At 47.8% G+C, this 12808-nt stretch carries 13 protein-coding genes; 2 read left to right on the top strand and 11 right to left on the bottom strand.

The genetic code is table 11. The features are described 5' to 3' along the window. Window positions 1–35: 35 nt before the first annotated feature. Window positions 36–866 (bottom strand): hypothetical protein, encoded by an 831-nt coding sequence (locus tag I0P70_RS00195; RefSeq protein WP_196114245.1) that lies wholly within the window; start codon window positions 864–866, stop codon window positions 36–38. Window positions 867–1215: 349 nt separating this feature from the next. Between I0P70_RS00195 and I0P70_RS00190 the strand changes: the two genes are divergently transcribed. After that, window positions 1216–1599: a hypothetical protein gene (locus tag I0P70_RS00190; RefSeq protein ID WP_196114244.1), complete on the top strand. Its 384-nt coding sequence runs from the start codon at window positions 1216–1218 to the stop codon at window positions 1597–1599. Window positions 1600–1700: 101 nt separating this feature from the next. Here I0P70_RS00190 and I0P70_RS00185 read toward each other — a convergent pair whose 3' ends face one another. The 5 genes from I0P70_RS00185 to I0P70_RS00165 all read right to left on the bottom strand — a co-directional run bounded on the left by I0P70_RS00185 (window position 1701) and on the right by I0P70_RS00165 (window position 6486). Next, window positions 1701–2660: a ComEA family DNA-binding protein gene (locus I0P70_RS00185; protein ID WP_196114243.1), complete on the bottom strand. Its 960-nt coding sequence runs from the start codon at window positions 2658–2660 to the stop codon at window positions 1701–1703. A gap of 7 nt (window positions 2661–2667) precedes the next feature. Further along, complete coding sequence (locus I0P70_RS00180; RefSeq protein WP_192811708.1) at window positions 2668–2829, bottom strand: hypothetical protein; 162 nt, start codon at window positions 2827–2829, stop codon at window positions 2668–2670. 6 nt (window positions 2830–2835) lie between these two features. Then, entirely contained in the window at window positions 2836–4491 is a 1656-nt protein-coding gene (locus tag I0P70_RS00175) for a sodium-dependent transporter (protein ID WP_007660080.1), read from the bottom strand. Between the two features lie 122 nt (window positions 4492–4613). Continuing rightward, window positions 4614–5522 carry an SDR family oxidoreductase gene (locus I0P70_RS00170; RefSeq protein ID WP_196114242.1) on the bottom strand — a complete coding sequence of 303 codons (909 nt, stop codon included), beginning with the start codon at window positions 5520–5522 and terminating at the stop codon, window positions 4614–4616. Window positions 5523–5844: 322 nt separating this feature from the next. Next, complete coding sequence (locus tag I0P70_RS00165; protein WP_196114241.1) at window positions 5845–6486, bottom strand: peptidylprolyl isomerase; 642 nt, start codon at window positions 6484–6486, stop codon at window positions 5845–5847. Window positions 6487–6780: 294 nt separating this feature from the next. Between I0P70_RS00165 and I0P70_RS00160 the strand changes: the two genes are divergently transcribed. Then, complete coding sequence (locus I0P70_RS00160) at window positions 6781–8346, top strand: sodium:alanine symporter family protein (protein WP_196114240.1); 1566 nt, start codon at window positions 6781–6783, stop codon at window positions 8344–8346. A gap of 101 nt (window positions 8347–8447) precedes the next feature. On the opposite strand, the gene hemC is transcribed toward I0P70_RS00160, so the two are convergent. The 5 genes from hemC to I0P70_RS00135 form a co-directional block, all read right to left on the bottom strand. Then, a complete protein-coding gene (gene hemC, locus I0P70_RS00155; protein ID WP_196114239.1) occupies window positions 8448–9401 on the bottom strand; it encodes a hydroxymethylbilane synthase in 954 nt (317 codons plus the stop codon). A 9-nt stretch (window positions 9402–9410) separates the two neighbouring features. Then, a complete protein-coding gene (locus I0P70_RS00150) occupies window positions 9411–10538 on the bottom strand; it encodes a DNA polymerase III subunit delta (RefSeq protein ID WP_196114238.1) in 1128 nt (375 codons plus the stop codon). A gap of 148 nt (window positions 10539–10686) precedes the next feature. Continuing rightward, the gene (locus tag I0P70_RS00145) at window positions 10687–11892 is read right to left on the bottom strand and encodes a GlmU family protein (protein ID WP_196114237.1); all 1206 of its coding nucleotides are present in this window, start codon (window positions 11890–11892) and stop codon (window positions 10687–10689) included. 69 nt (window positions 11893–11961) lie between these two features. Continuing rightward, entirely contained in the window at window positions 11962–12402 is a 441-nt protein-coding gene (locus I0P70_RS00140; RefSeq protein ID WP_196114236.1) for a hypothetical protein, read from the bottom strand. Window positions 12403–12548: 146 nt separating this feature from the next. Next, complete coding sequence (locus I0P70_RS00135; RefSeq protein ID WP_007652115.1) at window positions 12549–12794, bottom strand: type B 50S ribosomal protein L31; 246 nt, start codon at window positions 12792–12794, stop codon at window positions 12549–12551. Between the last annotated feature and the right edge of the window lie 14 nt (window positions 12795–12808).

Genomic DNA, 12808 nt, shown 5'->3' with positions numbered 1-12808 from the left:
CACAAATAATTGATCATAACGACTTTTCGTACAGCCTATATCACAAGCTTTACATTATAGTAGACGCCTTTTTCTTCGTAGAAAATGTAAAAGAAGTCTTCGTCAAAAGACGCTATCCTGAACTTGTTATACTTGCTTGCCCCCTGCAGATCACCATCCAGTATAATCAGGCCATTGTCATCCTTTACCTCCCGTAGTTTGAATTTATATTTGGAAGGATATACTGTCATGTCGTTTGAGCCACTCTTGAAGCTTGCTTTTTCGACCACATTAAATTCAGTTTTGCCAGCTAGTCTTGCTTTGAACTCTTCAGCGTTTAATAATTGCGTGGTATAGACTGCACCTGAAAGAAATGTGCCGGCGGTTGCGCTTGTGCTGTTATTATGAATATTGAAACTATTCGCTACCGTTTGGTTCTGCGTCAGGTATACGACGTTTGCACCCATCATTGCTGCCATAATTTTGATCTTCCGGAATGCCCGTTCTTTTACCGCTCCCATATCAGAAAATAGCGTTGCCCCCTGAGCTGCCGAGCTGATTTCTCCAATTTTAAATAAGCCTTTCACATCTCCTTCGAGTTGTGTTACGGTCACGTTGTCAAAGTCCTTTCTATTGCTTACTTTTTTAAATGCAGCCGCTTCCGTAAACGTCTGCACACGTCCATTGTGGAACACAATTTTCTGCACAGCATTTCTATACACTGAGTTGACTAACTCCTCCCCTACATGAGAGTATTTCACCATTTCCGGAGTTATTTCTTTTACGATGCAAGGTATGGTTGCGCTGGTCGTGAAGAGTGTATCAGCTTGGGCATAGCTGTACTGAGTTGTGATGAGCAACAGAAGTGAAAGTAGAAGCTGTTTCATAAGGTAGAATGATTGTCGGCAGTTTTCTGCCAGGTAGGCTGTTGTTTGTCTTTCAAATGATTTTGGCTGACAGCAAATATAGTTTATATCTGTATTGAGAAAGGTGAGATGCTGTGCAATTTTCACACAATCGACTCTCTTATTTTCGCACAGCTTAGATTTGAACACCCTACAACACCAGGTAAGGGCTGATCTTCTCAAACAGCTCCTGCGTCACGATCTTGATCTGCCGCACGTTTCCATTCATAATGTTAATAGGACAAGTAATATATAGTAATTATTATATATGAATTATGTAATATTAATTCTACATTTGTGTCTACTATCAAATAATTTTATACTTCATCTTATGAAAAAATTATCTACAAGCTTAATTCTTGTCGCAATGATTCTCACACAGAGTTGTGCAACCCTCTTTACTGGTACAAAAGACACAATTGTTATCAATTCAGATCAGAAAGCTAAAATAGAGATTGATGGCATCCAAGTGGGTCATACTGGTGAATCTATTCGCGTAAAAAGAAGCTTAAATGACAAGGTTGTAACACTAAAAGCTGATGGCTATGAGACTAAAACTTTCGAGCTACAAAAAGCATTTAATGTTGTTAGCGTATTAAACTTCTTATCTCCACTTGCTTGGGGCATAGATGCACTGACAGGTGCCGTTATGAAATACGAGCCTAAAGTTTATAATATGGAGCTTGATGCTAAACCAACTACGCAGAAACAGTAGAAGTCACTAGTTTAGAATAATTAAAAGAGCCCAGATATGAATATGTCTGGGCTCTTTTTCTCTCAGCTCTATATATATTTACTGATGGTAAATATATAGTATTAAAGTATTAAATAAGGTTTAACCTTTTGGTATATTTCCTGATCTATTATCTTAATTCTTTTAATATCTTCAACTGATGTAAAAGCACCATGCTGCTCGCGGTAAGCCACAATCGCTCGCGCCACATTAGAACTGATATAAGGATGTGCCTTCAACTGATCTGCATTGGCTTGATTAAGTGACAGCTGCTGCAAGGTGTAAGCTTTTGGCACAAAGGTATACTTCTGCAGGCTGTCTACTACGGCCGGTGGCAGCCCGAAAACTTCCTGCACCTGCGCCATACTGTGGAAACCACCCAAACCATCCCTGTACTTCACGATCCTTGCCGACAGTTTGCTGCCTATGCCTCTTATCTGTTTTAGCGCCGTGGTATCAGCGGAGTTGATGTTGAAAGGCGCCAGGATAAACCGCTCTCTTGGGCGTGGGTTACTGGTCCAATTGGGATTGGGCGCAGTCCGTGGACTACCGGCTATACCTTGGTTGCGGCTATACCTATCAGGTTTGGTTTCGGGGAGTTGGATATAAGGGTACAGCTTTTGGAAAACCGAATCAGGTAGGCCGTAGATGGTCCCGAGCTGTGCCTTGTAAGTGAAGTCGCCTACTTTGTTACGGAAGTTGAGGATGCGTTTCACCATGTATTTTGGCATGCCCAGTTCCTGCCATTGCGCTTCCGTCAGATTATTAGGATTGAAAGGCTGCAGTGTTACAGGCAACTGGTATACCTGTCCCCTACCTGTCGGCTCTGGCTGTTTGGCTTCGAGTTGAGCCACCAGGCTATCAAGCAGCTGCTTGTCGGATGGGCTACTATCAGTAGAGGTGGGATCAGACTTTGTAACCCATTTAAATAGCAATGGTGCTGCCGTTAGCAGCACCATTGCCCCTATCAGTACCAGAAACCCGTTTACCTCACCTTGCGAGAAGCCAAAGTTGCGTCGAATCCAGTACTTGAGTTTTCTCATTTCTAATTTATGCCCGTGGAGCCTGCCGCTCTATCTCGTCATCATTGTCGAGATACGAATCGGGCTCCGGCTTTGGAGGTGCATTCAGCACCCGGTAAAAGAAGTATGACATTAAGCCAGTTACCAGCAATATGGTACTGAGCATGACAACAAGTGCAGATGTATTCATAGTTTCCTAAATTCTTCCTTCTCTAACTCTTTTTTTGTAGGCAATGTATACCAGCAGCGCAATGCTCAGGAATACAGCTACTAACAATGTACGCGAAGCGTTCACAAAGAACAGTGTATCCTGCAACTGCTGAATCACTTCCGGATCAGTCGCTTCGGCAAGCTGTCGTTTCAGGCTGGAGTTCTTGATCTTATTGATGATCGAACTATCGTCCAGTTCCCAGCCATTAGCAAAGGCTCCGGCCCAGTCACCGCCTTTTGGCGTAATAAGCGAGCCTATAAATACCCAAAGCAAGAGTAGCGGCGTCACAAACTTGATAATGAACTTATAGAAATTAGGCACTTGAATGTCGGCACCGGAGGTGATTTCACGCCAGCCCTTGTTCATTCCAAACACCCAGGCAAACAGAATAGATTCAAATAGCGCAAACACTACCAACGATACGGTTCCCGCCCAGTAATCATACTCGTCGAATACACCATATTTAAAGAACAGCACCGTTGGCATACCTAGCAGCAACACGATCAGACCAAACGACCAGGCGGCTGGCTTGCGTCTCCAGTTGAACTCGTCCTGCAGGAAGCCGATCCAAGGCGTACCCATGGCAAGTGACGAAGTAATACCGGCAAAGAACAGGAGGCCGAACCACATCACACCGGCTACAGCACCCAGCACATCGCCCCACTGGTAGAACAGGTATGGCAGCGTACGGAAACCAAGACCAAGACCACCCTGGCTGTTCACCAGTTCAGTCACACCGTCAACACCCAGGTAACCAATAGAGATCGGGATCAGGATAGCAGCACCTAGCACCACTTCCACAAACTCGTTCATCCAACCGGCAGACATCGCATTAAGGGCGATATCGTCTTTGGAGCGCACATAAGAAGCGTAGCAATGGATGGTACCCATACCTACCGACAAGGTAAAGAAGATCTGACCGGCAGCTGCCAGCCATACACTTGGCGACCATAGCTCATCGAAGTTCGGTGTCCAAAGGAAGTTGAGACCTACAGAGCTATCGTTGATTGCGCCATTCTCACCTGCCGTGATAGTGAAGCCTTTGTAAGCCAGAAAAATACCGAACAGAATCAGCAAGGGCATACCGATCTTGGCAACACGCTCCACACCCTTGGCAAGGCCTTGAGAAAGGATCCAGGTGTTAAGCAGCAAGCAGATCACAAAGAAAACGATCGGTTCGTAAGGTATACCGAAGGTAGATTCACCCAGGCTTACATACTCGTTGAAGAAAGCTGACACGCCGTTCTGATCAAGCCCGGCGAAGGTACCGCCGATGGAGTGGAACACGTAAGAGAGCGTCCAGGACTCCAGGTAGCAGTAATATGAGGCTACCGCGATGTTGGTCCAGATACCAAATACCCCGATGTACTTCCAGAGGCGGTTGCGGTGCATCGTATCCACAATAAACGGTGTGGAGTGGTGACCGAACTTACCACCGAAGCGGCCCATGGACCACTCAATCCAGAGGAGCGGAATACCCATTACCAGAAAGCAGATCAGATAGGGTATGATGAAAGCTCCACCGCCGTTCTGCACCGCCTGCACTGGGAAACGGAGGAAGTTTCCCAGACCCACTGCGTTGCCGGCCATGGCCAGAATGAGACCCACCCGGGAGCCCCATGATTCTTTGTTAGCACTCATAAAAAGAGGTAAAGGTTGGTTAGTTTAGATTAGTTGGTTTAGTGTAAAGGCACGGATAATAGGGATTTAAAGCTTACAATTTAAACAATGGTTCTGATTGAACCATATTAAATTCAATATTTTTAATACATATCAGCCTGTTCTGCGACCATGGCTATACCCTCTTCAAAGGTATGGGGCTTGTACCCTAGTTCACGCTCGGCTTTGGTGATGATAAAACCAGTGCGCGGCGGACGCTTGGCAGGTTGCGAAAAGGTGCTGCCATCAGCTTTATCGATGAGTGATTTGTCCAGGTCGAAGTAGTCAGCTACGAGCATTGCCATGTCATAAGGTGTGTACATTTCCTTACCTGAGATGTTGTAGATGCCTTCGGCGTCGTGCTGCACGGCCAGCCAGCAGCCCATGGCCAGGTCCTCAGCCAGCGTTGGGGTACGGAACTGATCGGTTACTACTTTGATCACTTTGCCGGCCCGCAGGCTATCACGCACCCACAGCACAATGTTCGTGCGGCCGTAGTCGTGCACCACGCCGTACACCAGCACGGTGCGGAGTATCGTCCACTTGCATTTCGCCTTTTTCACGATCTCCTCGGCCATCAGTTTGGTTTCACCATAAAAACTGATCGGGTTGCCCTCCGCTTCCTCGTCATAAGGACCATCCTCTCCATCAAAAATAAAGTCGGTGGAGAGGTGGATCAGGTGGACATTGTGCTTTTCGCAGGCCTCTACTACAAAGGCCACTGCGTCGCGGTTGAGCCTGAGAGCACCCTCACGGTCAGACTCGCACTGGTCCACGTTCGTCATGGCAGCGGTATGGATCAGATGCGTTGGTTTAAAGTCTGCTACCACTTGCTCCACTTCTATCGGGTTGGTCACATCCATCGAGGCAAAAGCCAATGTCGGGAAGATCTCAGCTAATTTATTATCGCCACGGCTGGTTGCCAGCAGTTCTACATCGGTGCGAGGAAGTAACAGGGTAACCAGTTTCTGGCCCAGCAGGCCGTTGGAGCCTGTAATCAGTATTCTTTTCATGTTTTCTGTTTCTTGGTTTAGGTGAAGATTCTCAGTAGAGTTCTTCTATGCTTGGTTTGGTATTAGCTTGCAAACTAAGTCCACTTGGGAGCGAGGTCATTCCGTTTTACTTTTGTCATCCTGAAAGGATCTTGGTAGCAAATGGCATTGGCTTAACCTCTGGGGGAAGGGAGCTTGTTTTCTCATAATAAAACAGCCCTGTTCATGATAACAAGTGCATCAGCCCTCTCCCACTAAAGGAAACTGCCATTTGGCTTAAGATTCTACAGTTACTGTGCGTTTCTCTATTAAATGAAAAACAGACAGTCAGCTCCAACGAAAGTTAATTTGCCTGCGGATAGGTATAGTTGTACTTGCGGGCTATCTTCTTCTTTTTCACGTCCTCCACTTTCACAGTTATTTTCACATCCGAAAGCGGTCGGTTACGGCCGTCTACAGCTTGTTCAGCTATTTTATCGATCACATCCAGGCCGTCGATCACCTGCCCGAACACTGTATAAGCTTCATCCAATTGTGGCGTGCCCTGGTGGTTTTCCACGATGTAGAACTGCGAACCGCTCGACTCTTTTTTAGGATTCACCTGGTCACCCATACGGGCAGCGGCCAGAGCGCCCCGCACATGTTTGTACTTCGGCTTGATCTCAGCGGGAATGGTATAGCCCGGATTACCCATACCGTCGTTGCGCGGGTCATCGTCTTTGGTGTTCGGATCGCCCCCCTGTATCATAAAGCCATCGATTACCCTGTGGAAGGTAGTGCCGTCGTAGTAGCCCTCGCGGATAAGTTTCAGGAAGTTGTCTTTGTGCAGAGGCGTGTCGTCGTAGAGCAGCAGTTTCATTTCGCCATGCGGCGTAGAGATGGTTACCAGTTGGTCTTTGCCTTTCGGAGCTTTCTGAGCCAGTACGGCCATAGGCAACAAGGCCAGCAGTATCATGAAAGTAGCGATCTTTCTAAGCAGATTCATGTTTGTGGTATAGGTTTATCGTCTAAAATTAGGTCTAAATTTCAAATTTAAGCCTTTTTGGCACCTTTTCACGCATTGACCTCATTTTCTGCCCCCTCATACGAATACTTCTATTTCAGAATAAAATCCACACCCACAGCATCATGTGAAGAGAGCCCTTTCGTATACAGGGTATAGCTTGCACTTTAAGAACTTTATGCTGTACCTGCGGAAGCAAATTAGATGTTAATTTCCTACTTCCGTCAAATAAAGTTATATTCATGCATGCTGACTAAACTTACCTACCCTTATTTAATGAAAAAAGTACTACTCATAACAGGTCTTAGCCTTGCTGCTTCAGGCGGTGCGCAGGCACAGGCTCCCTCCACCACTATCGACGAAAAAATTGAAGCAGCCGTAGCTCCTACTGCGCAGTTCATTTCTGACATCATCTTCTATGAAGTACAAGTGGCTGGCACAGGTATACCACTTATCCTGGTCTGGTTGCTGGCTGGCGCGCTATTCTTTACTGTATACCTGGGCTTCGTCAACATCAGAGGGTTTAAGTATGCGCTGGACATTGTGCGCGGCAAGTACAACCAGCCCGGTGCCCCCGGAGAGGTGTCCCACTTCCAGGCGCTGACAGCTGCTGTATCTGGCACAGTAGGCCTGGGCAATATTGCGGGTGTGGCCATCGCCATATCACTCGGCGGACCAGGTGCTACCTTCTGGATGATCATGGCAGGCCTTTTCGGTATGTCCACTAAGTTTGTTTCGTGTACGCTGGGTGTGAAGTACCGCGATGTGCATGCCGACGGCACCGTATCAGGCGGACCGATGCACTACTTAAAAAAGGGATTGCAGGAACGTGGCATGACGGGCCTGGGTAAATTCCTGGCTGCTTTTTTTGCAGTGATGTGTATAGGCGGTGCACTGGGAGCAGGCAACATGTTCCAGATCAATCAGGCAACGCAGCAGTTTATATCCGTAACGGGCGGCGCAGAGGCTTCCTTCTTTGGAGGCGGTAATTCCTGGATGTTCGGTTTGATTATGGCTGTGCTGGTAGGTTTGGTGATTCTGGGAGGTATGAAGAGCATAGCCCGGGTAACCGAGAAAGTGGTTCCGTTGATGTGCGGCGTTTACATTGTGGCTGCTATTATAGTTTTGCTGGTCAACTTTACTTTAATCCCAGCAGCTTTTGTGGCTATTTTTGAAGGTGCCTTCACTACAACGGCCATTGGCGGCGGTGTGGTTGGCGTTATGATTCAAGGCTTGCGCCGTGGTATTTTCTCGAACGAGGCAGGTATAGGCTCGGCCTCCATTGCGCACTCCGCCGTGAAAACCAACATGCCTGTAACGGAAGGTTTCGTCGCTTCACTGGAGCCTTTCATTGACACAGTAGTTGTCTGTACCATGACGGCCCTCGTAATAGTTGTTACGGGTGCCTATACCCAGGACACAGGCGACGGCATTGCACTTACCTCTTCCGCTTTCGCCACCGTAATCGACTGGTTTCCGCTTATACTTGCTGCTGCAGTTATCCTGTTCGCTTTCTCTACCATGATTACCTGGTCATACTACGGTCTGAAGTCCTGGACCTATCTGTTTGGCCACACTAAGTCGGCTGATATCTCTTTTAAAGTATTGTTCTGCGCCTTCGTGGTACTGGGTGCACCGATCCAACTCAATAGTGTCGTAGCCTTCTCTGATGCGATGCTTTTTGCGATGAGTATTCCGAACCTGATAGGTTTGTTCATCCTGGCCCCGGTCGTGAAAAACGAGATGCAGGCTTTCCTAGCCTATGCACGCTCCAGTAAAAAACAGCCGTTCACACCGGCGGCGGTTGAAGCGGCACATTTAAAAGCTGAAGCTGAGGCATAGGTATAGATAACAGGTATACTTTATACCTACAACAGAAACGGGCCGCCTGCGAAAAGCAAGCGACCCGTTTTTATTTTACGGAGGTATAGTTTTCTGACAGGCTATTCGCCTCTTTCAGCTCTGATGTCTTTCAATATCTGATCACCACCACGACCCAGAATCGTTTCAGCCAGCTTCACACCCAGCGACTCAGCTTCTGCCTGATCGCCCTCAAACTTATCGTACAGGTGCTGCTGTCCATCCAGACTTACCAATCCACCCTGAATGCTCACCTTGCCTTCAGCTGTTAAGGTAGCCAGTGCGAAAGAAGGTATACTGCAGCCGCCTTCCATGGTGCGCAGGAAAGCCCGTTCTGCCACCAGGCAAACATGGGTTTCTGCATGGTCAAGCGCGTCTTTTAGTTGCTGCTTTAGCTCCGGCTCCAGGTTGCGGGCGCACTCTACAGCCACGCTGCCCTGACCGGCGGCAGGTATAAACTCATCTTCCGGGAAGGTATGCACGATCAGGTCGTCATAACCCATCCGGAACACACCAGCGTAAGCCAGCATCAGAGCATCAAACTGTCCGTCCTTGAGTTTCTGCAAACGCGTCTGCAGGTTGCCGCGTGACTCGGCGGTGGTCACGTTCGGGTAGTATTTTCTGAGCAAAGCCTTGCGGCGCGTTGACGAAGTGCCAATTACCACCTTGCTGTCGCGCTCCAGCTTGAAATCCGGGTTAAAAGACAGAATCACATCGTTCACCTGCTCGCGCTCCATAAAGGCTACCAGTTCCAGATCCTCAGGTATAGACGACTGCACATCTTTAGCACTGTGCACGGCTATGTCGATGCTGCCGTCTCGCAGGCCTACTTCCAGTTCTTCAGTGAATACGCCTTTCGAGCCGATCTTATCGAGGGAGCGGTCTAATATCTGGTCGCCTTTAGTACTGATGATCACGATCTCAGTATCCAAACCTGCGGCCTGTAGTTTGTCGGCTACGGCGTGCGCCTGCCAAAGTGCCAGCTTACTGCCGCGTGTTCCGATGTTGATGGTTTTTATCGCTGTATTATTTTCCATGATATCTTCTTAGTTAGCATTGCGCAGGTACTGGGCGATCTGGATAGAGCTGTCCACGAAAACCATTTTCGGATTGGCATTTCGCTCTATGTGATAATGTGCCTCATTGAGTTCCTGCGTCAGTTTATCGGCATTGTTTTGTGTTATCAGCTTCGAGAACTTCTGTACGAAATCGAGCTCGTTTGAGGGCAAATAAGCGATCAGCGAAGGATCCACACCGTAGAGCATCACCTTGCGGAAGAGGTTGAGCGCATAGAGCAGAAAGTTCTTCTGGTTCTCACGTCCCAGCTTCTGAAACTCCTCACTGAAGTCCACCACCTTGTCGAATTTGTAGCTATAGCAGTTTCGCATCCAGTCGGTGAAGAAGGTGAAATAGTCGCTGCTGACCTCGCTGGTGAGTTTGGTAGCGGCGTTCAGGCTACCTTCAGCCAATTGTGCTACCTGGTAAGCAGCTGTGTCGTCAAGACCGTGCTTCTCCTGCAGGTATGAGATGACCTCACCTTCAGTGAAAGCCCGCACCTGCACAATCTGGGTACGGGAGGTAATGGTCGCCAGCAATTTCTCGGCTGATTGCGACACCAGCAGAAAAAGTGTTTTAGCGGGTGGTTCCTCCAGTAATTTGAGCAGCGCATTGGCGGCGAATGGGTGCATCAGTTCCGGTAGCCAGATCAGCACGATCTTATAATCCCCTTCAAAGGCTTTCAGTGAAACCAGCTTCACCAACTGACGGCTTTCCTCTTTGGAGATATTCCCTTGCTTGTTCTCGGCACCAATATGCTGCATCCACTCATTCAGCCCCTGATAGGGGTTGGCCAGTACAAACTCCCGCCACTCCGTCAGGAACTTCTGGCTCAGTACATCCTTGGTCACGGACTTGGTGCTGGTCACGGGCATCACGAAGTTGAAATCGGGGTGCACCAGCTTGTTCATTTTCACGCAGCTATTGCACGTTCCACATGAATCATCGGCTTGCCGGTCCTCGCAGTTGATGTAGGTGGCATAGGCTAGCGCCATAGCCAGATTGGCACTTCCCTCCTGCCCCAGAAACAGCTGCGCATGCGCCACATGGTTTTGCCGCACCGAATTAACCAGCAAGGTTTTCGTTTCCTGATGTCCTATTATTTGAGAGAAATGCAATTTTTGAATTGTTGGTTGTTAATTATTGATTGATGATTGTCAATTGCTCTATACTAATCGGATTGTTGGAAATAATGGAAGTAGTCTCTTTATCAATTGGAGACAATTCCCATTTTTAAACCAACAATTAGCAATTAACAACCAACAATTATACTTTCCTATCCCACACCCGGTATTCGCGGGTTTGTTCAAAGATATCCGCCATAATATCCTGTTCTATTTTGTCATAAGCCAGGTTACGGCGCTCCATTACTTTCTCGGCTACTTCGTTTGCTTTGCGCAGCTGGAAGGTTTCGAAGCCGGCGGCGCCTCCCCAGGCGAAGGAAGGTATAAAGTTGCGCGGATAGCCAGCCCCAAAGATGTTAGCACTCACACCTACTACTGTACCTGTATTGAACATGGTATTGATACCGCACTTACTGTGGTCGCCCATGATCAGGCCACAGAACTGCTGACCGGTGCTTTTAAAGCCGCCTTTGGCGTAGCTCCAGATCTTCACCTCGGCGTAGTTGTTTTTCAGGTTTGATGTATTTGTATCGGCACCCAGGTTGCACCATTCGCCTAACACCGAGTTGCCCAGGTAGCCTTCATGGCCTTTATTTGTATAGCCAAAGATCACCGAAGCGGCTACTTCCCCGCCTACTTTAGAGAAAGGCCCGATGGTTACGTCGCCTCGCATCTTACCGCCAACATTCACGTTGCTGCCTTCACAGATCGCAAACGGACCTTTAACGATTGCGCCTTCGTGTATCTGAGCATTCTTGCCGATGTAAATAGGGCCGTTTTCCGCATTGAGTATGGCCGCACGGATTTTCACACCCTCTTCGATGAAGATATTCTCCTCGCCATACACCATGGTATACTTGTCACCAACAGGCTGGCTGATGCGACCTTCCGTCAACACTTTGAAGTCGCTGCGGATCTGATCCCCGTTCTGCACGAAAATCTCCCACACCTCCCGAATGATGCTCTTGGGTACACATTCAATCTTTTTCGCAGAAGAATGCATGACCAGGTCTGCCGCATCGTGCAGGTCCAGGTTATCGGCATTGAGTGCAACCAGCAAACCTTCACAATACAGACCCTCTCCTACCTTCAGGGTTTTCACCTGCTCCATCAGTTCTTCATCCGGACATACGGCACCATTCACAAAAACATTGTGCGTGTCATAAATCGCCGGAAACTTATGCTGCAGGTATGTTTGCGTCAGATACGACACGGTTGCCCCCGCATAGGTCTGCCACTTCTCCGCAATGGTCATAATACCAACGCGGATCTCGGCCACTGGCCTTGTGAAAGTCAGCGGCAATAGCGACTGCCGGATAACAGGTTCATCGAAGAGAATGATATTCATAGCTACAAAAATAGAAAGTCTTCCCGAAATAGTTCAGGAAGACTGGCTTAATTAGGTATAATCTTTTCGTTAATAGACCGTCAGTTCCACATTCTTTTCTTGCTGGCCGGCAGGAAAGGTTTGGTTCTTGCCAAAGGAGTTCTGCCTGTAGGTATAGCCTGTTCCGATAAACACATCCTCTTCGGCATCCAGCACCGCCGGCACAGTTTTCCTGATTACGATTCTGTTAGCCCGCACAGGTATCTCTTTCAAGGCCATCGTAAAGGTGCTGTCGAAAACCACCGTTTCAATCGCATCTGCTACATCCCTGTTCGTTCGGGTAATCAAAAGTTCAATCGTGATCTCCTCCTCCGCATACTGACTGTAAGAGAAATTCTGATTGCCAAAGACCTGGAATACCACCGTCTTATCGACAGGCTCGGGCTCAGGTATAACTTCTTCGGTTTTGTCGCAGGAGGCGAAGGCAAGGAGCGACAGCATGGCAAACAGAGGGGTAGCTTTCAGTTTCATAGTCAGTGGTTTAGTAAGCATCTATATATAGTTTTTGCTATAACAGAAACCGGGCCAAATGCCTCGACTGAAGGTAAAAATAAAAAAGTCTTCCCGATTTCTCAGGAAGACTTTTCTGAAACGTTTTAACCAGGTGGTATACCTGCTTATTTTTTCTTGTAACGTGTGTTGAAACGCTCCACACGACCCGCAGTATCCACAAAGATGTTTTTACCAGTGTAGAAAGGATGTGATGCAGAAGAAACTTCCACTTTGATCACTGGATACTCCTTGCCGTCTTCCATCGTGATTTTCTCGTCAGAGTTCATCGTAGAACGCGTGATGAATTTGAAATCACTCGTCATATCCTGAAATACCACATCTCTGTATTCTGGGTGAATGCCTTTTTTCATTATTATAAACGTTA

This window comes from Pontibacter sp. FD36 (assembly GCF_015686655.1).
Classification (GTDB): domain Bacteria; phylum Bacteroidota; class Bacteroidia; order Cytophagales; family Hymenobacteraceae; genus Pontibacter.
The sequence above is the reverse complement of the archived record's forward strand: the minus strand, read 5'-3'. Positions and strand labels throughout refer to the sequence as shown.

What these genes read in the sequence shown, in the direction of transcription:
- I0P70_RS00195 (WP_196114245.1), bottom strand. Translation starts at nt 866, where the DNA reads ATGAAACAGCTTCTACTTTCACTTCTGTTGCTCATCACAACTCAGTAC.
- I0P70_RS00190 (WP_196114244.1), top strand. Translation starts at nt 1,216, where the DNA reads ATGAAAAAATTATCTACAAGCTTAATTCTTGTCGCAATGATTCTCACA.
- I0P70_RS00185 (WP_196114243.1), bottom strand. Translation starts at nt 2,660, where the DNA reads ATGAGAAAACTCAAGTACTGGATTCGACGCAACTTTGGCTTCTCGCAA.
- I0P70_RS00180 (WP_192811708.1), bottom strand. Translation starts at nt 2,829, where the DNA reads ATGAATACATCTGCACTTGTTGTCATGCTCAGTACCATATTGCTGGTA.
- I0P70_RS00175 (WP_007660080.1), bottom strand. Translation starts at nt 4,491, where the DNA reads ATGAGTGCTAACAAAGAATCATGGGGCTCCCGGGTGGGTCTCATTCTG.
- I0P70_RS00170 (WP_196114242.1), bottom strand. Translation starts at nt 5,522, where the DNA reads ATGAAAAGAATACTGATTACAGGCTCCAACGGCCTGCTGGGCCAGAAA.
- I0P70_RS00165 (WP_196114241.1), bottom strand. Translation starts at nt 6,486, where the DNA reads ATGAATCTGCTTAGAAAGATCGCTACTTTCATGATACTGCTGGCCTTG.
- I0P70_RS00160 (WP_196114240.1), top strand. Translation starts at nt 6,781, where the DNA reads ATGAAAAAAGTACTACTCATAACAGGTCTTAGCCTTGCTGCTTCAGGC.
- hemC (WP_196114239.1), bottom strand. Translation starts at nt 9,401, where the DNA reads ATGGAAAATAATACAGCGATAAAAACCATCAACATCGGAACACGCGGC.
- I0P70_RS00145 (WP_196114237.1), bottom strand. Translation starts at nt 11,892, where the DNA reads ATGAATATCATTCTCTTCGATGAACCTGTTATCCGGCAGTCGCTATTG.
- I0P70_RS00140 (WP_196114236.1), bottom strand. Translation starts at nt 12,402, where the DNA reads ATGAAACTGAAAGCTACCCCTCTGTTTGCCATGCTGTCGCTCCTTGCC.
- I0P70_RS00135 (WP_007652115.1), bottom strand. Translation starts at nt 12,794, where the DNA reads ATGAAAAAAGGCATTCACCCAGAATACAGAGATGTGGTATTTCAGGAT.